Genomic DNA, 20,816 nt, shown 5'->3' with positions numbered 1-20,816 from the left:
CAATTCTATCTCCCCTCGTATCCCGGAGGTGGCGGCGGCAGCCCGGCCGGAGGAGCCATGGTGCCGGCGCCTGCAGGTGGAATCGCTGTGGGCCGGCGGTAGTTCGAAGCTGGAGGGGAGTAGTAGTTTTGCGGTGCTGATTTCTTTTTCACCGCCACGGTCTTTTTGGGTGCGGGAGCCGGAGCCCGGTAGTTGGACGGCGGAGTAGGGTAGGTGGCAGGCGCAGGGGCGGCATAGCCGGAGGACGGAGCGGCACCGCCGGGAATCGTGTCGGCCGTCACCGTGACATCGCTGAGCTGGTGATAAGGAATCTGGATGTACTCGGCCGCTCTGCGCGAGAGATTGATGACCCGGTTGGGATAATAAGGGAAGCGGTCGTTCACGGTCACGTTCACGGTGCGGCCGTTGTAGTTGTTCTTCACTTTGACCACGGTGCCAAAGGGCAGCGTGTTGTGTGCAGCGGTCCAGTCCTGGGGCTGGTAGATGGCGCCGGAGGTGGTGTAGTGACCGGCATACTGGTCGGCGATGTAGGACGCATATCCGCGGGCCTGGTAGGCGGGCTTGGCGCAGCTGGCCAGCAGGGCGGGCAGTGCGATGACGAAAAATCGGAACAGCGCAGAATGATTCATGATTTTCAGGGCGCCGATCATAACCCGATTGGCACCTGGCACAATCCCGCTCATCATCGGCACGTGAAAAGAAAACGAATCGTGCTGGGAGCCGTGCTGCTGCTGGTGCCACCGCTGGCGGGATGGCTGGCGGCGGATCAACTGGCGCACCCGGCGCGCCGGCCCTTGCAGGATTACCACCATGAATTTCTCGCGAATCCGGCCGCGCACGGGGTGGCTCTGAAAGCCTTCACCTGCGCCGATGGCACGCCCTGCCTGATGTGCGAACCCCTGCCGGGCGGAGAGGTGGGAAAACGCGGGCAGTTGATCCGCGAGCAGATGCAGAAGAAAAACATCACGCTGCCACCGTCGGCAAAGATCGTGGGCAGTCTCGTGCTGGTGCATGGCCGGCGTGGGCGGAAGGAGGACTATCTGCTGATCGCGGAGCGTTTCTGCGCGGTCGGCTTCCGCTGCATCCTGCTTGATCTGCCAGCGCACGGCGACCACCCCGGAGCTACCGCCTGCTATGGCGTGAAGGAGGCCCACCTGCCGGCGATGGCGCTGAAGGAGGCGGTGTCCCGCTTTGGGTTTGATCCGCAGCCTGCGGGCATCATGGGCATGTCCATGGGCGGCGCGGTCAGCATTCAGGCCGTGGTGAAGAATGAAGTGCCCTGGCGGACCTTGGTGCTGGTCTCGACCTTTGACACTCTGGACAACGCCGTGCGGAACCAGGCTGCGAGCATGCTGGGCTCATGGTGCGGCGCGGGGCTGCGCAGCCTCGCCGGCCCCGTGTATGAGTGGCAGACCGGGATGAAGATTGAAGAGGCAAATTCCGTGGCGCTCGTGCCTGCACTGAAATGTCCGGTGCTGGTGGCGCATGGGACGGCAGACCGCGTCATCCCGATTGACTGCGGGCGTCGCTTGTACGGCGCCCTGCCGGAGGGCATCGAGAAACGCTGGATCGAAATACCCGGCGCGGATCATGACAATGTGCTGATCACGGATTTTCCGATCTACGCGGAAATGGCGGAATGGATGCTGCGCCATGTGCCTTGAATGAGAAGGCGATTCTAGGATTTTGCCAGATTCGTAATTGGCAGCGGGAGTCCGAGGCGGCATGGTATCGGGTTGTTGAAGCTCTTTTCATCGCATGTCTGAATCGAATCCTGCACCTGCTCCCCGCCGTCGGCCGGGATGCTTTGGTCTGATGGCCCTGACATTTTTCGGGGCCGTGATCGTCGGCGGCGTTGTCGCGTGGAAGTTTATGGATTCGGGGTTCGGCATGAAGTGGCTGGCGGAGCATTTTCAGAAGCAGACCATCTCCCACAGCTTCCGCGAAAACGTGCGCCGCATCGCCTCCACTCAAGGAGATGTGTTGGAACTCGCAACGCTGGACACGGAGGAGACGGTGACGAAATACGATACGAAGACCCTCTTCAACGATGCGGTGTACCTCGGCACCTCCGTCGCGGAAATCCGGGCCATGGTGGTCTTTCGCTACCACTTGAAGCTGTCTGACGAGTGGGACATGTCCGTCGAAAACGGGCGCTGCACGGTGATCGCGCCGCACATCCGGCCCTCACTGCCGCCGGCGGTGCGGTCCGAAACGATGGAAAAAAAATCCGAGGCGGGCTGGTTCCGCTTCAATGCGGCGGAAAACATGGCCGCACTGGAGAAGGGGCTGACTTCGATCTTAGAGGCACGTGCCGCCGCTCCAGGAAAGATTCAGCATGTGCGTGAGGCCAGCCGGCTGTCCGTGGCAAAGTTTGTGCAAAACTGGGTGCTGAAGGAGCAGAAAGCACACGAGTACGGCGCCATCCGCGAAATCGTGGTGATCTTTTCGGATGAACCCGCGGCGGCTCATTCGGCGGAAGCTTCGAAGCAGCCTGCCACCCTCAAGCTGGAAGTGCGCGCTGACTGACCACATCAGGGCTGCCGGCCTTCAGGATCGTAGAGCAGGAGGCCGGCTTCGAACTTCACAAAGGTCAGGGCGCCCGGCAGGTCAGCGGGCCTGAGATTGGTCAGGCGGAAGAGTTTGTCCTTCCACACGCCTTGCTGCCCGGTGACGCCAACGACCAGATTGACCGCCGTGGCCTGCTTGTCTCCCGGCACAATGAAGTCCGCACCGCCCATGGTCGCACACACGCCCAGAGAAACGATTTCCTGCGCATTGCGCTGATGAATCACGCGTTCGATGGCTTCCTGGTTGTTGCCACCATACCAGCCCAGCGCCACGCTGCTGAGAATGCCGACCAGGCAGATCACTGTGAGAAGTTCCACGATGGAAAAGCCCCGTGCCATCTGGATCCTCAGACGAAAGCGCGAATGGAAAGGCTGGTAAAAAGAGGGTGGCACTGGTTTATAATTACCATAAACATCTTTTTGCCGCAATCTCTCGTTTTGACGGATGGCAGTCTGCCATTAGGACAGCATTAAGGACAGCTTTACATGAAACCCAACCCCATCGCAGAACTCCCAAGAACCCAGCGCGAAGCTGTCGAGTCGGCGGGTTATCGCGTGATGCGCTGGAAGGCGGCGCGGGAGGTGCTGCGGGCACGTGTGGACAAAGGGCGCATCGCCGGCGAGCTGGGAGGTTTTCTCAGCCACTGGATGGCGCTGGCTCCCGCCCATTCGCCGGAGGGAGAATTGTGGCTCTCCTTTGATCACTCGCCTGTTCCCATGAAGCTTTCGCTCAGCGGTGGGAACGCAGCGCTGGCGGATTCCCCGCTGGAGCAGGCGCTGCTGCATCTGCCGGCATTGCGCGGGTTTTGGCGGCAGGAATTGCGGCAGAAGCATTTCGCAGCCTTGAGAGCTGTGGTCCCGCAGGCGTGGCTGCTGGACCCGGCGGCCGTGCCGAATGGCGCTGTGATCGCGGGTCTGGGCACCGGCTCCTGGGAGCAGATCATCCAGGAGCGCGGCCAGCAGGGGGAGATCCACAGTCTAAGAGATTCCTTAAAGACTGACTGGCGTGCTGCGTTGGAAGCGCGGGACAGCGTCTGGATCCCGCAAAAGTTCTCCGAAGTAAAACTCAACGCCGGCTATGGGCGTAATGACAAAGGTCAGGTTGTTCTGCGTTCGGTGGAAGCACCTTGACGTGCATCCTGCTTCCGTGCGACATTGCAGCATCCTCCAAAATCATGGCACGCGGTTCCAACGTCACTCTCTGCTCCTTCTGCGGCAAAAGCCATGCAGAGGTCAAAAAACTCATCGCAGGTCCGGGGGTGTACATCTGTGACAACTGCATCCACGTCTGCAAGAACATCCTCGACAAGGAAACCTCCATCGATTCCGAGAGCGGCCCCTCGCTGCTCGTGCCGCGCCCGGCGGACATCGCCGCCTTGCTGGACCTGCACGTGATCGGCCAGCCGCAGGCGAAGAAAGTCCTCAGCGTCGCGGTGCACAACCACTACAAGCGCATCCTCCACACGCAGCAGCAGGCCACTCGCGCCAGCAGCGGCGCGCGCAAAGTGACGACCGCCATGCCGGACATGAACGATGTGGAGATCGAAAAGAGCAACGTGCTGCTCATGGGACCCACCGGCTGCGGCAAGACGCTGCTGGCCAAGACCCTCGCGCGCATCCTCAATGTCCCCTTCAGCATCGCCGATGCCACCACGCTGACCGAAGCCGGCTATGTCGGCGAAGACGTGGAAAACATCGTCCTCCGCCTCCTTCAGGCCGCCGACTACGATGTCGCGCGCGCCGAGATGGGAATCGTTTACATCGATGAAATCGACAAGATCGGCCGCAAGACCGAAAACGTCAGCATCACTCGCGACGTCTCCGGTGAAGGCGTGCAGCAGGCCCTGCTCAAAATCATCGAAGGCACTGTTTGCAACGTCCCACCGCAGGGCGGGCGCAAGCACCCGCAGCAGGAGTACATCCAGGTGAACACCGAGAACATCCTCTTCATCTGCGGCGGCGCCTTTGTCGGCCTCGATAAAATGATGGAGCGCCGCCGCGGCGGCAAGACCATGGGCTTCGGCAATGCCCACCTGATGAAACAGGACACCGGCAAAACCGCGATGCAGGTCGAGCCCGAGGACCTCCTCTCCTTCGGCCTCATCCCAGAATTCATCGGCCGTCTCCCCGTCGTTTGCTCCCTCGAGTCCCTCACCGAGCAGGAACTCATGCGCGTGCTCACCGAGCCGAAGAATGCGCTGATCAAACAGTATGCAAAGCTCATGCACATGGACGGCGTCGAGCTCTCCATCACTCGCGATGCCATGCTCGCCATGTCCAAGGAGGCCGTGAGTCGCGGCACCGGTGCCCGTGGCCTGCGCAGCATCTTCGAGCGCATCATGCTCGATGTCATGTACGACGTCCCCAGCCGCATGGACGTCCGTGGCGTCACCATCAACGAAGGCGTCGTCAAAGGCGAACGCGCCGCCATGCTGCGCAAGCGCGTCGAACGCAAAGCGGCTTAAAGCACGGTCACAGCACCCGCGGGCGTTTTGCTGAAGCCATGCAGCACCCTGCCCTCCGTGGAGACATGGCGCACCACCAGCGCCTGCGCGCTGATTTCCAGATGACTGAAGCCCTGGACTTTCTGTCCAAAAGGCCCGCGCTTTTTGGGATCTTGCTCGATCTCCGTGAGGCTGGCCCCACCCGCACCCGAGATCACGAAAGACGTGGGATGAGCGTCCAGCTCCAGGTGCTGCATGTCATGATCGTGCCCGCACAGATACAGATGCACACCATGCTCGCGGAACAGCGGCTCCCATGCCTTGATGAGCGTGCTGCTGTCTCCATGTTTGCCATTGGAGTAAAGCGGATGATGCGCAAGCACGATGAGAAAAGGCGTCGCGCGCGGACGTGCCAGCTCCACTTTCAGCCACGCCATCTGCGCCGCCTTTTCCTCCTCGCTCAGCCCGCCTTTGCCCTTCTCAGGTTTGCGGTAGTTGCTGTCGAGCACCAGGAAAGTGGCGGTCGGGATCTCAAAGCGGTACCACTTCGCAGGCAGCGTCCAGCGGGTGCCGCCTTTGGCCGCATACGCCAGCTGATCGTCCGGCTTGCTCACGGGCTCCTCGTGGTAGTCGTGATTGCCCAGCATGGCGTAGCAGGGGCAGTCGAAGGCAGATCGCGGATACATCTCTTCAAACTGCGTGCGCCAGCGCGGGGAGTTCACGCCGCCTTCAAATTGGCCGTAAAAATTGTCTCCCAGCAGCAGAAGAGCGCGGGTCTGGAGCGCATTCCTGGCGGTGTAGTCCTGCATCGCGCGTGCGACGGAGCGCTGGCGGTCAAGGCTGCCCTCGGAGCCCCAGTCACCAATCGCCAGGAAATGCTGCGCATCCGGGCTGGGGGCGGCGGTGGAATGAGTGTGCCAGGATGCGGCTGAGAGAGCGCTGAAGGCAAATGTCTGGCGGAGAAAGCGCCTGCGGGTGGAGGGACTCATGGACAGGGGGGAACGCGCTGAGGATGGTGCGTCATGCGCAAGAAACGCACAGGTGCAGCCCCTGCCGCTGTCTTTTGTTACAAAGGGGAGGCGAAAATTCTTCTGGAGGTTTGAGATCGCAGGTCATAGTGCGGTCAACCACGCTTATGAGTTCCAGTTCCTTCTCCCGCCGCCATTTCCTGCAAGCCCTCACCACCGCCGTCGCCGCCGCGGGTTCTCCGTCTGTCTTTGCGGCAGACAAGAAGGAGCCCTTCAAAATCTCCCTCGCCGAGTGGTCTCTGAATAAAGGCATCTTTGGCAAGGGCAATGCGGAGCGCCACGAGCACCTCGATTTCTGCAAGATCGCGCGCAGCCTCGGCATCGATGGTGTGGAGTACGTGAACCAGATGTTCTTCGACAAGGCCACCGACGCCGCCTACCTCGGCGAAATGAAAAAGCGCCAGGACGGCGAAGGCGTGAAGGGCCTCCTCATCATGTGCGACCGCGAAGGCAATCTCGGCGACCCCGATGAAGCGAAGCGCGCCAAGACCGTGGAAAACCACCTCAAGTGGCTCGATGCCGCCAAGACCCTCGGCTGCCACAGCATCCGCGTGAACGCCGCCAGCGACCCGAAGCTGAGCTGGGACGAGCAGATGAAACTCGCCGCCGACGGCCTGCACCGCCTGAGCTTGGAGGGCGACAAACGCGAACTCTTCGTCGTCGTCGAAAATCACGGCGGCCTCTCCAGCAACGGCCTCTGGCTCACCGGCGTCATGAAAGCGGCGGACCACGCCCGCGTCGGCATCCTCCCCGACTTCGGCAACTTCTACACCGACCGTGTGAAGGGCGAGCTCTACAACCCCTACAAAGGCCTGCGCGAGTTCATGCCCTGGGTGAAGAAAGGCATGAGCGCCAAAGCCTACGACTGGGATACCGGCGCCGGCAAATTCTACACCGAGGACCGCCGCGAAGGCCGCGAGATGACCCTCGACTTCGAGCGCCTCATCAACATCGTCGTGAAGGCCGGCTACAATGGCTACATCGGCATCGAGTACGAAGGCGACAAGCACACCGAAATCGAAGGAATTAAGCGCACCAAGCAGGCGCTGGACGAACTCAAGGCGATGCTCTGATTTTTCCGACCGCATCCTCAAACCCGAACACTCCGCACATCATGAATCCTGTCGATCCCCCCATTCCCGCCGCTGCTGTGGAAACCCACCTCTGGTCCGGCCACACTTCCCAGTGGGTGCACTTCTGGTACTACTTCTTCTGCATCCTGCTCGCCGGGGGCATCGGTTTTGCGGCCACCGTGTTCGGTCTGGCCACCGCTGGCATCGGCGCACTCGGCTACGTGGCCCTCGTCATTCCGCTCCTGATGTGGCTGATCCGCTGGTGGGCCACGAAGTGCACCACCTATGAGCTGACCACCCAGCGCCTGCGCATTCGCTCCGGCATCCTCAACAAACGTACCGATGAAATGGAGCTTTTCCGCGTGCGCGACTACACCATGGACCAGCCCTTCTTGCTGCGCCTCGTCGGCCTGGGCAACATGACGCTCATCACCTCGGACGCCACGACTCCCACGCTCAACATGCGTGCCATTCCCGGCATCGAGGATGTGCGCGAAAAACTGCGCACCGCCGTCCAGAATGAGCGCGACCGCAAGAGAGTGCGCCAGATGGACGTGGACAATGTCGAGGACGGCGCCTCTCCGCTGCATTAAAACGAGCCGGGCCGCATGGACTTCACTGGCATGGCATTCGTGTCAGTCCATGGCGCATTCCTCACGAAGAGCCTTCGAGCTTCTCCGCCTTCACCACGCTGGTCTTTCCGTCTTTGACTTCCAGGCTCAGCTTCAGGCGCGCAAATTCCTTCTTGTAGCTCCAGCCGGCCTCGGCCTCCCAGGTGCTGGCGCTGGCGGGTTGGAGTTTGCGAAGCTGAAGAACGAATGCCGGCAGGCGTGTCTCGGGATCGGCGATGGTGTGGTTCGGCTCGATGTCCTTCAGATTCTGCGCGTTGATGAACTTGAGCTTCAAGTCGGCAAAACGCTGGGTGAAGGCATCGCTCGCGGGCGTCATGCCGTCTCGGTTGATCTCGCCGAGCACGATGGAGTAGCTCTTCGCCACGCCGGGATTGAGCTCGGGCAGGCTGGAGATGAGATGGCGCACGGCAGCCTCTCCGGCATCGCATTCATAGAGGTTCAGCGGCAGAGGGGCGGTGTCCGAGGAATCGCAGGCGGCGAGACCAAGGCAGAGGCTGAGCAGGAGGAAAAAGCGGCGGGTCATGTCGGCCTTTTCATGGCATGGATTCGAGGGCAGGGCGAGGGGGAAGTTTGCCGGCACCGACGGTCGTTTGCAGCAGCCGGCGGGTGGGGAGGGGGGAAGGTGGCGGAGCCGCCGTTAGGGGAAAGAGAGGGTGACGAGTTGCTTGGCAATGGTTGGCGGCGCTCCATACTGGGAGCCTCATGTTTGATATCCGAGAGAAACCCAACCAGGTGGAGAATGCGTTTTTGATTGCGGCTTATTTTGACCGTCGGCAGAAAGAGGAGGCCTCCGACTTGCTGGACGAGTTGTGCGAGCTCGTCGGCACCCTCGGCATCAATATCATCGGCAAGGAGCTCGTCTTCGCCCGCGAGCACACCGCCCGCTACCTCATCGGCAGCGGCAAATCCGCCGAGCTCATGAAGCAGGCGAAGGACCTCGGCGCTGACTGCATCGTCTGGGACAATGAGCTCAGCCCCGGCCAGCAGCGCGCCTGGGAAAGCGAAGGAGACATCGCCGTCATCGACCGCCACGAAGTCATTCTCGACATCTTCAACATGCGCGCCAAGACCCGCGAAGCACGCCTCCAGGTCGAGCTCGCCCGCCTCGAATACTCCATCCCCCGCCTCACCCGCATGTGGGCGCATCTTGACCGCCAGGGCGGTGGTGCCGGCGGCGGCATGGGCGGTGCAGGCGCCGCGCGTGGTGAAGGTGAAACCCAGCTCGAAGTCGACCGCCGTCTCGCCAACAAGCGTCTGGACCGCCTCAAGGCCGACCTCGAAGAAGTCAAAAAGCAGCGCGATACCATGCGCAAGGAGCGCAGCCGCGTCCCCGTCCCCCACGCCGCCATCGTCGGCTACACAAACGCCGGCAAATCCTCCCTCCTCAACAAGCTCACCGCCGCAGACTCTTACGTCGAGGACAAGCTCTTCGCCACGCTCGACACCACCACCCGCCGCATGGAGCTGCCCGACGGCCAGCCCCTCCTTGTCACAGACACCGTCGGCTTCATTCGCAATCTCCCACACGACCTCGTCCAGTCCTTCCGCGCCACCTTGGAAGAAGCCATCCAGGCCGACTTCCTCATCCACGTCATCGACTCCAGCTCCCTGCAGGCCATGGAGTTTTACCAGACGACCACCCAGGTGCTGAGCGAACTGGGCGCAGGCGAGAAAAAAGTGCTGCTCGTGCTCAACAAGGTGGACCTCATCGATGACGCGCGGGTGATGGAGCTGAAGCGCGAGTTTCCGGAGGCCGTCTTTGTCTCCGTGAAGTCAGGGCAGGGGATGGAAGATCTGCTGCACCGCCTGCACGACTTCATGATCGACCGCGTCGTGCGCCTCACCCTCAGCCTTCCGCTCGACCGCATGGACCTCGTCGCCCTCGTCCATCAGGAAGGCAAGATGCTCAGCGAAGACTACGAAACCGGCCGCGCCGAAATCCAATGCGTCATCCCCAAACGATTTGAGAGCCGGTTTGCGGCATTTCTGCCGGAGAATCCAGAATTGGCTGGCCGAAAAAAAGGAAAGAAGTAAAAAAGCATCACCAATCTCTGTTTCTTTTTGCTCATGTTTTCACTCGCCAATAAAACCGTCATCATCACCGGAGCCGGCTCCGGCATCGGCCAGGCCATTGCCATTCTTTTTGCCAAGCAGGGAGCGCATGTGGAAGTCCTGGACCTGAAGCAGGAGGCCGCCCAGAGCACCGTCGATCAGATCAAGGCCGCCGGCGGCAGCGCCCGCGGCTCCGCCTGTGATGTCGGCAACTACGCCGAAGTCAAAGCCCTCTTCGACGACGTCGCCAGGACCCACGGCAAGATCGACATCCTCGTCAACAACGCCGGCATTGCCCACATCGGCACCGCCGCCACCACCACCGAGGAAGACATGGACCGCCTCCACCGCGTCAATATCAAAGGCGTCCACGCCTGCGCCCAGGCCGCCCTCGCCCACATGACCCCGAACAACAAAGGCGTCATCCTCAACATGTGCTCCATCGCCGCACAGATGGGCCTCGCCGACCGCTTCGCCTACTCCATGACCAAAGGCGCCGTCCTCATGATGACCTACTCCATCGCCAAAGACTTCATCAAGCAGGGCATCCGCTGCAACTGCATCGCCCCCGCCCGCGTCCACACCCCCTTTGTCGACGGCTACCTCGCCAAAACCTACCCCGGCCAGGAAGCCGAAATGTTCCAAAAGCTCAGCGAAGCCCAGCCCATCGGCCGCATGGCCAAGCCCGAAGAAATCGCCGCCCTTGCCCTCTACCTCTGCAGCGACGAAGCCTCCTTCGTCACCGGCAGCAGCTACCCCATCGACGGCGGCGCCGTCAATCTCCGCTAAAGCATTCCAATCAAACATGCAGCCGGTTGGTGGAGTGAAATCCCCACAGCGCCTCGCGAGTGCGCCAGCATAGTAGTCCGCTCAGTCCCTGAGCGGCATCTGGGATTTCGTACACACTGGAAACCGCACAGAGAACCATGCGGACCACAACCTGCGCCAGCTTCCCCTAGCTCATCTGCCGCAGCTCCATTCGGCCATGAGACAATCAAAACGCTCCAATCGCGTTCGTCGCGCTATCCTCAGCCCCAAAGGGGCGGCATAATAGAGCCCAAGGCAAAACGAGCCTCGGCGAGTGCCGCCCTGGGTTGCCGCAAGCACATCGGGAAGCAAACCCACCACTCCGCCGCATCCATCGCTTGCCAGCAGCGTCTGCACAAAACGCCGCCACACGCCCACACACCTTACAGCGTCCCCCTCACTCAATCACCTTCACACACCGCAGGCACACCCGGTTCGCCGGCTGCAGCTCAGTCGGCAGCAACTCCAGCGCCGCACGGCGGCCATTCGTATAGGCCTCACGCACGCCCTTGTAGGCCTCCCATCCGCCCTTCTCTTTCTTCGACTTGAAGATCACGAGAATGCCGAGCACCACCGCCACAAGGCCCAGCGGCACCAAAGGCACGCACGTCAGCCCCGCCACGATCGCCAGCACTCCAAACACAACGGTGGCTTTTGAATGCCCCGAAGTGGGCAGATGGTAAGTCACAACCCCATTCGTTTTCACCCGCAGGATGTGTTTGGGAACCTCGCCCGTCCAGTAGCTGTCCCACTGATGAACCAGCGAGCGCGATTCCCAATGCTCCGACCACGATTGAAAAGCATGCAGTTCCTCCCCGCTCAGGCAGCCAGACATGCGGACCTTTTCGACGATCTGATTTTGGATGGGATCCATGGTGTTCGATTCAATTCAGTTCAATTCGCAATTTCTCGTGTTTCTCTCAGGCGTTCAGTCCCGCGTCGTGTTCAGTTCAGAGACCGCTACTCCGTGCATTGCAGACACTTAAGGCAGATGCGTGCACCCGGACGCTGCGCAGCCGCCAGCTGTTGCAGCTGCAGGCTTCGAGCCGTTGAATAAGCCTGCAGCAGCGGCCGATACTTCTTGCCGCTTTGAAAGCTGGTCACCGTCCAGAAAAAAAGCACACAAGCCACCACGAAGCCGCCCACCGCAGTCCAGTAACCCAGCGGGCTAGGTGCCACGCCCGCGTTCGTCTGCACCACAAAGAAAACGCCCAGGGCGAAGGAAAGAATTCCAAACACACCATAAGCCACCGTGTCACTGATCGTGGGCACATGCGGCTTCCCTAGCTTGGCCACCCGGTAAACGTGCTGCTTCAGATCAGCCTCCCATTGACGGTCCAGTTGATCAATCTCCAGCAGCGCCTGCCATCCATGCAGCATCCCTTCCTGCCTCTGCATCTCCTCATGGTCCAGACAGCCCGAATCCTGAATTTTAGCCAAAATACGATTCAACTCCTCAATGTTCATGCCTCTCATCAAACAAGCATTCCCAAATCTTGGCCACCGCTTTTTGAATCACAGCATCTAAAGCTTTGGCTCTCCCCTGGGACCGCGGCGCTCCGATGCCGCAGAGCCCCGCCCTCCCACAACACTCCCACCTCCCCCACCCCAGCCTTCACGCGCAAAGCCCCCCTGGGAGCGCGGCACTCCGATGCCGCAGCACCCCGCGCCCGCACAACGCCCCGCACCTCCCCAGCCCGCCCTTCGAAGCTTCAGCGAAGAATGGGCACTCCGTTCGTAGGTCGGCCGTGTTTGGCGTCGAAGTCATTGCCATGCTCCATGACATCCCCCGCCAAACCGCCCGACTGCGAGGACATCCGCACGCCACAACTCACCCTCACTCCGACAGACGCCCCCGGAGCGCGGGCCTCCGAGCCCGCAGCGCTCCGCAAAAACACAAGACTCCCCTCTGCCACAAAACCGTCTCGCTCTCTTCTCAGCCCCAAAGGGGCGGCATAATAGAGCCCAGGGCAAACGAGCCTCGGCGAGTGCAGCCCTGGGTTACCGCAAGCAATTCGGGAAGCAAACCCAGCACTTCGTCGCATCCACAGCTAACCAGCAGCTTGTCCTTCATAGCTTTAGCGAAGAATGGGCGCTTGCAGAAAGCTCCGCCGCATCTGGGAGCATTCTGCGTCCTTCGTCCCGGCCACCCCACCATTCAACGTTGAGCTCCCCTCAAGCAATCACCCACCGCCCCTGATAGCTCACCCTCCCCAGCCTCGCATCCGCAAACTCCGGCAGCCTCCTCAGCCGCAACCAGATCGCTCGCACCCGCTCATCCGAGTATGCTTGGTGATACCGAATCTGCGCCCCTTCCGCAGTCACCAACCCCGCCAGCGCATTCCCCTTGTAATCATCTTCGTAACTCAGGCCATGCGATTTGCAGTCCCTGTGCTGCACCGCCAGCGGAAAAAACACCACCGTCGTATCGCTCAGCAAAAACTTCACACTGGCCCCCTGGCTCGCCAGCGTCTCCCGCAGCAGTTCCGGATGGATGATTTTCATAGCACGGCTGAAAGCCGAATCGAGCATATCAAACTCCCCCGAAAACCGTAAACCGAAATTGTCGTGTAATACCATGAGCAGTTGAAAACAGGTCTGGACGTTCAACCTGCTGCTGAGGCTGCGGGTATGAATGAAAATGGCAGCCTTTGCGAAGGGTTGCGGGACCAAGATGGTCCCGCTCCTGCCAGAGCTTCGCTTCGCGGATGCCTTGGAGGAGAGGGATCATCTTGATCTCTCAACGCTGCGCAATCACCCGGCGTCTTGTGTTGGTGCAAGCTCCTGCTGGACAGGCCGAGACCTGTTTTTAACTGTCTGTGGTATAAAATGCCAGTCCACACTTCCAGAGGACTGTCTCGCCAAAATCTCCGCGAAGACCAGCCTATCGGTCGCATGCCCAAGCCGACGAAACCGCCCTCCCAACCTCTACAGTGACGAAGCCTGCTTCGTCACCGGCCACTACTATTCCATTGACCGCGACGCCGTTAATATATGTAAGGTGAGGCGCATCGCTGGCCGCACCAGCATCGTGACGTCCGGTGACAGAGATGCACGTCGTGAACCCGTATGTGATCACACTTCTCTCAACGCACCTATTTCTTCTATTTTGATAATATTGCAGTCCGGCAAAGTCTGCTTCAGCGCCGCAACTTCCTCTTCAGTCACTTTGGCGCAACCGGTAAGGTCAAGTGACCGCAGGGGCAGCCCACGCAGCGGCTCTAGGTTCGTCACGTCCTCGCAGCCAAAGAGTGAAAGCGATTGCAAGGGCATGGCGATTAGTGGTTCTAAATCCGTGATCCGATGGCAATCCGCGATGAAAAGCTGCTCCAAGCGCAAGCCACGCAGCAGTTCCAAGCTCGTTATCTTTGTGCAGCGTATGAGGCTTAGTGACCGCAAGGATAATGGCAACGACTCTAAATTAGGCAGCTCAGAACAATCACAAAGGTCGAGGGAAAGCAGCTGAGGCAGGCGGGTGAGAAATGTGAAATCGGTGAGTTGGGAGCATCGTTGCAGGCAAAGATGTGTCGAGCTTGCAGCCTGATCGACCAAGGCTTGAACCACCTGCGACTGGTAAGGTGTAGCTCTCAGCAACACGGGGGCAATAAGCCAGTTGTGCCATAATTCATGGTTGAACGGCCAGCGCAAATAGGCCTGCCAGAGACTGTTCCAGATCCTTTGCCGGTGGCTGTCGTGAAGACTCACATCGCGGTTGATCGAAAGACTGGCAAGCAGCTCGGCGGCGGGGAGAGGCAGGCAACGTTGTAACTTGTCGTTTAGGTCGGGTTCCTTTTCTTCCTCATTTGCTGCGTCTGTAAGAAAGATTTTCTGCACTAGCGCCCAGGTGATATGGACATCCTCCTTCTGGCTCTCCACCAGAAAGATGAAGACCTCCCGCCATGTGTTTCCGCGCGACCACTTGATGAGCTTCTCATAGCTGGCCTGAATCGCTTCCACAGGTAAGCTCTCAGGGTCATCGCTGCCGAAGCTGAGGCGGCTGAACTCTGCCTTCAGATGCCGGGCGGCGTAGTATTCCTGAAAGGAAAGATGCGCAAAGGCGAAAACCCCCTCACCACGGGGCAGCAGCAGGCCGGCGCGGCGGGCAACAAACTGGACGAATTCATCCACCGCAGCACAATCCTGTTTTTTTTGCGCTCCCTTGAAACTCCTGGCTAGCCACTGGCGCAACTCCGCGCTTGTAGCCAGCACCTCGCCCTCGTGTTTTTCGTTATACCTTTCTGCTTTACTTGCTAGTTCCCCGCGTCGCACTTGCATGTGCATGGCGATGGTGGCTAGAAAACTCTCTTTTTCCTGGAGCGTGTAGGGTACCGAGAGTCCTGGCTGATGCTGAAGCTGTCGCGCCAGAGTGATGCCCTCTAGATACGCATCCGATATGGCGGCATACACCTGCGCTCGACCGTCGGGCAGGTGCGCCTTGTGTCGGTATAGCAGAGCCAAGAGATAGAGGAGATTCGGCACACGGCCGATCACTTGCGTGGAAGAATGCCGCCGCACCGCTTCCATGAAGTTCGCCGCCCGCTCTATGCCCGCAGTCGCGCCGAGGCGAGGCAGATACCAGTTTCGGGCAAAAATGTCCTGCTGGGTGTCATCGAAGGGGGCTAAGTAGAAAAGCGTGGCAAGATGTTCAGTAACGTTTGCATTAGGCACTCGGGATCGAGGCAACTCAAAAGGGTAACGCTCGGCATCTCCGCGGCTGGTTACATCCATGCCGCCATCTGGGTTGATTAGCGCCAAATGCTTTTCGCCGCCAATTTGCTGTTCCTCCAAGTCTGAAAGCACAGCGTGACGCACATCGACTTGTGCCTCATCATACCCAACGATTCGCGAGGTAACGAGGAACCGTGCCTGAGGATGTGCACCGAACCCTTGCCACAAACTTTTGCGCATTGCCCTTCGTCGCTCGGGATCACCAATCTCATCGAGACCATCAATGAGGAAGAAAGCATTCTCCGAGTTAAGCAGCGTAGCGAAGGCAACCTTGTCATTGACCAACGGCGCAGCTAGAGCCGCGGCAGCGGTGCGGCCGGGTTTGTATTCCTTGAATGCTTTTAACAAGGCTGGCCAGTCCCAATTGTGATGATCCTTCGGGAGCAAGGACACGAGATCTCGTAGGATGAAGGGCAGCGGTATTGCTTTGGGAAAGGGTGTGCTGATCTCGGGGTCAAGCAACTGCCCGGCTAGGCTGCTGATGAGCCACTGTACCAAGGTCGATTTGCCCATGCCTGGATCTGCCAGTAGGACGACCCTCTTGTCTTTTACTAGTAGCGGAAGCAATGGATTGGCGGGATTTTGCTCCTCCCGTAATGAGGTATCAAAGTCGTTAGGAGTGAAATACCGCTCTGTGCATGTAGGGCTGACGAAAAGCTGCCGAATGCGCAGCGGTTCGTCTTTTTCCTCCGGGTTTCCAGGTGGCGGCAGGCCAAGGTTTTCATGGACCTCGAAGACGCGCTGTAACTCTGCGCAGTAAGTCATGATGGGATCATGACGGGCGAGGGTGGTAGCAAGCATTTCATTGCCTGCTTGCTGTCCTGCTTCAAGGCGCGCCTGGTTCTCGTGTGTTAGTTGGTGGTTTTCACAATTCGCCGCATCAAGCGTCTGGACCATGTCGCTCAGTTGCTTATCGTTCTCCGCGCAACGCATGAGCAGTTTCAACGTGATGGAAGCAAAGGCTCGACCGTGTATGCGCGAGCGCTCCGCGTCGAAATCGAATTTCAGCACTTCAAAGAGCTGCCGATGAAACCGGCGCGCGATTTCGCCACCCAAAGCATCGAGCACGGTTTGATTGATCGCTGGCAGGCTGTCGAAAGCCTGGATGACTTGATGTAAGAATGCTGTCCACAGCGATGGTGAACCAGCCTGCTCTTGTTGAAACGCGCTTCCCTTTGCCAAGGATTCTTTAACCTCATCTTCCGTGATCACCGACATGGGCATGTCATCATCAATCTTGTCGTAGTAACTGGCGGCGCTTTCGGCGAGCTTGATCACCGCTGCTTCGGTGGCTGCGTTAAACTCTGATGCCTGCCCCTTGATGATGTCGCTAACCGCCAGCGCACTCGCTTTCAGCAGATCGTGATTCCACCTCCGTGCATCAAGATCTGGGACTGGGCGATTGAGTTTGTCATGGAGGTCCGTAACCAACGAATTACCCGCCAGCCCGCTTAGGGCACCCAAGACGACATTTGACAAGCCTAAGGTCGCGCTCGGAGGAAGGTTCAACATGACCGAGGCAGCACTCAGCCCTGCCTGCACTGCAAGAGTGGTGCCCGTGACAATCATTCGAGTGTGTGTATCTTCGAGCGGATTCATATGGGCTGAAAGGAGCATAGGTCAGCAAATCAGCTACCAGACTTTTTCAAGCTACCCTTAGAACTTGTCCTCGGCGTCTTCCCAAAACGGAAGCTCCGATGGCCCCAAGCCCAATCCAACTGTTCTGCAATCACCAAACCTCGCATCCCTTCGGCCCCCTCTTTTGCCGAATCCGACACACACAATCGCCAAAAGCGTTCCCCAAACTTCCTCAAAATCGATCCCTCAAACGGCCCCTTTTTTGCCGAATCCGACACACAACTCCCCTCCAAACGACGCTCCAAATCACCCAAAAACGGCTTCCTCCACTTCCTCTCAACAGCCCCCAAGGTGCCCTACGCACAAAAAAGCGGCAGCAGGTTGCCCTGCTGCCGCTGAGGTCGTTCGAGGTGCTGACAGGTCCGATCAGGCCTTCCACCCAGCCCGATAAGACGGACGGGTGATGAACTTGTTCGGAGCCTCCACATTCGTCACCTTCATCGCCGACTTGTCCCACTGCACCGTCTGCTGGGCGCGGATCGCCAGATTCCCCAGGAGAACGAACTCCGTGAGCGGGGCCGAGTAGTCGAAATTGGAGGAAGGCAGGCCGCCATTCACGATGTGGTGCGCCCACTCGCCCTGTGGATTGTCCGGCATCACGCTACGCGTCTCCGTCTGCTTGATCTTGCCAGACTTCATGTCCTCACGGACCTGCTTGTACTTCTCCAGAGGATAGATGATCGGGCTCTTGCAGTACGCATCTCCTTCAAACACAACGCCATCCGTGCCGATGAACATCATGCCGCTCGTCGCCTTCTTGAAGGTCTCCTCGGGAATGTCCGGGTGGCGCTCCGGCTTGTTCGGCACACCATCTTTCTCCCCATCGTGCCACGAAACCGTCAGGGCAGGGTGCTTGCCCGCAGGCATGTGATACACCAGCTTGCTCCACATCGGCGCATTAAGGTCCGAGATGGGACCACTTTCCGCCTCGATCTTCTCCGGAATCAACTGGCCCAGAATGCTGAAGCTCGAGTCCATGATATGGCACCCCATGTCCCCCAGCGCACCCGAGCCAAACTGCCACCAGCCACGCCAGTTGAACGGCGCCGGACCCGGGGAGCGCTGCTTCTTCTTGGCAGTCACCGGGTCCAGATCGAACTCAAAGTAAGGCTCAGACGGCTCACAGGACAGCCAGAGGTCCCAGTCTAGATTGGCCGGACACTCCACCAGCTTCTTCTTGATAGGCCCCTGAGGCCAGATCGGCCGGTTCGTCCACAGGCGGATTTCCTTCAGGGTGCCAATGGCACCCTGCTCAATCCACTCTTTCGCCATGCGCTGTCCTTCCATCGTACGCCCTTGGTTGCCCATCTGGGTCACAATTTTCGCCTCCTTGGCAGCCCGGTGAAGGTCTCTCACTTCTGAGATGTAGTTGCACAGCGGCTTCTGCACACAGACATGCTTCCCATGCTTGATCGCATGCATCGCCGCCAGGTAGTGGGTATGGTCCGGGGTCGAAACGATGACCCCGTCGATCTGGTTCGACATCTCATCGAACATCTTGCGGAAGTCCTGATACAGCTTCGGCGCGGGAGGGGCGGGCTGGCTGGAGTCGAGGTGGTGCTTCTCGCGCTTCTTGGCGGCTTCATCGAGGCGCTTGGTGTCCACATCCACCATGGCGACGATGTTGTGATTCAGCGTCACCATGCCAGTATCTGCCAGCCCTTTCCCATTGGCGCCAATCTGGACCAGGTTCAGGCGCTTGGCCGAGGCGTCCTGGCCGCGGAGGAGAAGATTGGGGCCTGTAAAGGCGCTGGCGGCGAGACCGGCAGAGGTGGTGAGGAAGCGGCGGCGGGAGAGGGCGGGGGTGCTCATGAAGGGCGGGTTGGTGTGAATGCGGAACTCTTGGCAGCATGGGGATGCCGCAGTCGCAGGGGAACGTGGAAGCAAAGAAGATGTTGCATCCCCTTGCAAGCTTCATTCCGCTGTTGAATGCTGGTCTGATCCGGTGAAAACATGCCGGGTATCCGTTTGTCCCCGTAGTTCAATGGATAGAACGAGGGTTTCCTAAACTCTAGATACAGGTTCGATTCCTGTCGGGGATACGAGGTTTTAAAAGAATTGGGGGGCGGGCGAAAAAAAATTTAAATGGGTGAAAGGATTAGAGGGATGCGGCGCGGGGGGGGGGTGAACGCCCATTTGGGTCAATTTGTCGTGCTAAAAGCTACAAAACACTGAGTCGCAGGCCTATTTTGCGCCTATTCGTTTAAGGCAAAAGCTTACCGATTAAATGACCCGGTGAAGTTATTCACATCATTGGCAATCAATGAGTTATATTTTTTTTCCAAAAGAAGAAAAATGCGTTGGCGCGTAAGGGTTCATTGTGTTTTCATACAAAGACTACCTTTAGATGTTACCAACCACAGTCTGCTCTCAAACAAAGAAAGCATTTGCCGCGTCCTTTACCCGAAGGAGCGCGCAAATGCTTCGCTGCGTTTGTGGCTTCAGTCCCGTGCGTTGATCCACCCATTTTTTTTACTTATGAATACATTACGCCGCCACCGCTCAATCATCGGATGGTTCATGCTCTGCCTAATGGTCATGTGGATGCCTGTCTCCGCCCGGGGGGCAGTGCTCTTTTACGATGGATTTGATGGTCCTTGGGACACCATCACAGGCACCTGGAACAGCGGGACGGCCACCTGGACCAATGGCGGCGACATCGCCAACTTCACCACTGCGCCATCGGGACTGGTCAGCTTGAACGAGGCGATCACAGCGGGCGGTCTCGTCTTTGGCCGGGATGCTTATCGAATCGACGGTGGAGGAGATCCAGTGAACAACACACTCACCCTCATCGCACCCTTGGGCTCGAATTCGCCGGTGATCAATGTGGCGAGCTTTAACCGGGCGACGATGGATGTGCTGCTTGCGGGCACCTCAGGCTTCACCAAGACTGGCAATGGAACGCTGCAGCTGACCAACAGCAACAACACCATTTCGGGAGATATCGTGATCAATGGCGGCAACCTGGTGATCACCAACCAGGCCCAGCTGGGGACCGGGACCAAGGCCATCTCGGTGAACGGCATCGCCAACACCGGCAATCCTGGTTTCAGCGGCGGCAGTCTTGTTTTGATGGGAAATGCAGTCGGAGCGGGCATGACGATCAATCGTGAGATCAGCATCACAGGTCGTGGTCCTCAGGCCGCGAATGCCAGCGGTGGTTTGATCAGCGTGGGCAACAACACCATCGCCGGGGACCTGATCTTTGGCAGCACCGGTTCGGAAGGCCGTGTGCTCGCGACCTCCGGCATCACCACGATTTCGGGCGGGGTGCAGCTGGGTTTAGGGGCGGGCAACATCATCTATGGCAACGGCAACGTGATTGTCTCGGGCCAGATCACCGGCTTTGACAACAACACACAGGACCGGTTCATCAAGACTGGCACGACGATCGTCAGCACGCTCTGGCTGCAGAACACAGCCAATGCCTTTGGTCAGACGTTGCGCATTGACACCGGAACGGTGCGTGTGACTGACAACGCTGTCCTGGGTTTAAGCAATTCGCTGCGCGCAGTCGATTTGAATACGAGTTCCTCAACCTTGGGATTGGAAATCCGTACCGACACCCCCAACTTTGACACCCGCAATGTGGCGGTTCGCGGTAATGCCAACAGCATCTTTCTCAGCCGCGGCCTGAATGGTTCCGGTCTTAACAAGACCGTTAATTTTGGCATCCTCTCGCTCGATGCGAACGCCAACTTTACCCTGAATGGACGTGACGGCTACAATGCGACCTTTCAAGGCGTCTCCGGTGTCATGAACTGGGCCAATGGTGGCACGCTGACGCTGGCCAATTCCAGCGACGGCATTCTGACCTTGAACGCCAGCATCAACCGACTGA

At 59.1% G+C, this 20,816-nt stretch carries 18 protein-coding genes and 1 tRNA gene (1 of these 19 cut by a window edge); 10 read left to right on the top strand and 9 right to left on the bottom strand.

The window, feature by feature from the left end; all coding sequences use genetic code 11:
- Positions 1-5 precede the first annotated feature (5 nt).
- Positions 6-629 (bottom strand): septal ring lytic transglycosylase RlpA family protein, encoded by a 624-nt coding sequence (locus ACILSO_RS01160; RefSeq protein WP_395735513.1) that lies wholly within the window; start codon positions 627-629, stop codon positions 6-8.
- 63 nt (positions 630-692) lie between these two features.
- Between ACILSO_RS01160 and ACILSO_RS01155 the strand changes: the two genes are divergently transcribed.
- Positions 693-1,664 (top strand): alpha/beta hydrolase family protein, encoded by a 972-nt coding sequence (locus ACILSO_RS01155; RefSeq protein WP_395735512.1) that lies wholly within the window; start codon positions 693-695, stop codon positions 1,662-1,664.
- 94 nt (positions 1,665-1,758) lie between these two features.
- Positions 1,759-2,529: a hypothetical protein gene (locus ACILSO_RS01150; protein ID WP_395735511.1), complete on the top strand. Its 771-nt coding sequence runs from the start codon at positions 1,759-1,761 to the stop codon at positions 2,527-2,529.
- Positions 2,530-2,534: 5 nt separating this feature from the next.
- On the opposite strand, the gene ACILSO_RS01145 is transcribed toward ACILSO_RS01150, so the two are convergent.
- Positions 2,535-2,909, bottom strand: coding sequence for a type II secretion system protein (locus tag ACILSO_RS01145; RefSeq protein ID WP_395735712.1), 375 nt, complete (start codon positions 2,907-2,909; stop codon positions 2,535-2,537).
- 147 nt (positions 2,910-3,056) lie between these two features.
- Between ACILSO_RS01145 and ACILSO_RS01140 the strand changes: the two genes are divergently transcribed.
- Both ACILSO_RS01140 and clpX read left to right on the top strand, forming a co-directional pair.
- The gene (locus ACILSO_RS01140; RefSeq protein WP_395735510.1) at positions 3,057-3,701 is read left to right on the top strand and encodes a hypothetical protein; all 645 of its coding nucleotides are present in this window, start codon (positions 3,057-3,059) and stop codon (positions 3,699-3,701) included.
- A gap of 44 nt (positions 3,702-3,745) precedes the next feature.
- Positions 3,746-5,035 carry an ATP-dependent Clp protease ATP-binding subunit ClpX gene (gene clpX / locus ACILSO_RS01135; protein ID WP_395735509.1) on the top strand — a complete coding sequence of 430 codons (1,290 nt, stop codon included), beginning with the start codon at positions 3,746-3,748 and terminating at the stop codon, positions 5,033-5,035.
- Here the strand turns inward: clpX and ACILSO_RS01130 are convergent.
- Positions 5,032-6,003, bottom strand: a complete 972-nt coding sequence (locus tag ACILSO_RS01130) for a metallophosphoesterase (RefSeq protein ID WP_395735508.1) — start codon at positions 6,001-6,003, stop codon at positions 5,032-5,034. The genes clpX and ACILSO_RS01130 overlap by 4 nt on opposite strands.
- Positions 6,004-6,149: 146 nt before the next feature.
- Between ACILSO_RS01130 and ACILSO_RS01125 the strand changes: the two genes are divergently transcribed.
- On the top strand, positions 6,150-7,115 hold the full coding sequence (locus ACILSO_RS01125; protein ID WP_395735507.1) for a sugar phosphate isomerase/epimerase family protein: 966 nt from the start codon (positions 6,150-6,152) through the stop codon (positions 7,113-7,115).
- A 41-nt stretch (positions 7,116-7,156) separates the two neighbouring features.
- Positions 7,157-7,708 carry a PH domain-containing protein gene (locus ACILSO_RS01120; RefSeq protein WP_395735506.1) on the top strand — a complete coding sequence of 184 codons (552 nt, stop codon included), beginning with the start codon at positions 7,157-7,159 and terminating at the stop codon, positions 7,706-7,708.
- A 61-nt stretch (positions 7,709-7,769) separates the two neighbouring features.
- Here the strand turns inward: ACILSO_RS01120 and ACILSO_RS01115 are convergent, their stop codons facing one another.
- Positions 7,770-8,270 carry a hypothetical protein gene (locus ACILSO_RS01115; protein WP_395735505.1) on the bottom strand — a complete coding sequence of 167 codons (501 nt, stop codon included), beginning with the start codon at positions 8,268-8,270 and terminating at the stop codon, positions 7,770-7,772.
- A gap of 179 nt (positions 8,271-8,449) precedes the next feature.
- Between ACILSO_RS01115 and hflX the strand changes: the two genes are divergently transcribed.
- Together hflX and ACILSO_RS01105 are read left to right on the top strand one after the other, a co-directional pair.
- On the top strand, positions 8,450-9,781 hold the full coding sequence (hflX, locus tag ACILSO_RS01110) for a GTPase HflX (RefSeq protein WP_395735504.1): 1,332 nt from the start codon (positions 8,450-8,452) through the stop codon (positions 9,779-9,781).
- A gap of 33 nt (positions 9,782-9,814) precedes the next feature.
- Positions 9,815-10,588, top strand: a complete 774-nt coding sequence (locus ACILSO_RS01105; RefSeq protein WP_395735503.1) for an SDR family NAD(P)-dependent oxidoreductase — start codon at positions 9,815-9,817, stop codon at positions 10,586-10,588.
- A 415-nt stretch (positions 10,589-11,003) separates the two neighbouring features.
- On the opposite strand, the gene ACILSO_RS01100 is transcribed toward ACILSO_RS01105, so the two are convergent.
- From ACILSO_RS01100 to ACILSO_RS01080, 5 genes are all read right to left on the bottom strand, one after another.
- Positions 11,004-11,480 carry a hypothetical protein gene (locus ACILSO_RS01100; RefSeq protein WP_395735502.1) on the bottom strand — a complete coding sequence of 159 codons (477 nt, stop codon included), beginning with the start codon at positions 11,478-11,480 and terminating at the stop codon, positions 11,004-11,006.
- 86 nt (positions 11,481-11,566) lie between these two features.
- Positions 11,567-12,073 (bottom strand): hypothetical protein, encoded by a 507-nt coding sequence (locus ACILSO_RS01095; protein WP_395735501.1) that lies wholly within the window; start codon positions 12,071-12,073, stop codon positions 11,567-11,569.
- 708 nt (positions 12,074-12,781) lie between these two features.
- Complete coding sequence (locus tag ACILSO_RS01090) at positions 12,782-13,216, bottom strand: hypothetical protein (RefSeq protein WP_395735500.1); 435 nt, start codon at positions 13,214-13,216, stop codon at positions 12,782-12,784.
- A gap of 465 nt (positions 13,217-13,681) precedes the next feature.
- A complete protein-coding gene (locus ACILSO_RS01085) occupies positions 13,682-16,933 on the bottom strand; it encodes an NACHT domain-containing protein (protein ID WP_395735499.1) in 3,252 nt (1,083 codons plus the stop codon).
- Positions 16,934-17,338: 405 nt separating this feature from the next.
- Entirely contained in the window at positions 17,339-18,784 is a 1,446-nt protein-coding gene (locus tag ACILSO_RS01080) for a Gfo/Idh/MocA family protein (RefSeq protein WP_395735498.1), read from the bottom strand.
- A 158-nt stretch (positions 18,785-18,942) separates the two neighbouring features.
- Between ACILSO_RS01080 and ACILSO_RS01075 the strand changes: the two genes are divergently transcribed.
- A tRNA-Arg gene (locus ACILSO_RS01075) sits at positions 18,943-19,014 on the top strand.
- A gap of 436 nt (positions 19,015-19,450) precedes the next feature.
- Positions 19,451-20,816 carry the 5' end (the start) of an autotransporter-associated beta strand repeat-containing protein gene (locus ACILSO_RS01070; RefSeq protein ID WP_395735497.1) on the top strand. The gene runs 41,252 nt beyond the window's last position, so only the first 1,366 of its 42,618 coding nucleotides appear in the window; the start codon lies at positions 19,451-19,453; its stop codon lies off the right edge, out of view.

Source organism: Prosthecobacter sp. (assembly GCF_044226605.1).
Classification (GTDB): Bacteria; Verrucomicrobiota; Verrucomicrobiia; order Verrucomicrobiales; family Verrucomicrobiaceae; genus Prosthecobacter.
Note: the sequence above shows the minus strand (reverse complement) of the source record. Positions and strands in the feature narration are given on the sequence as shown.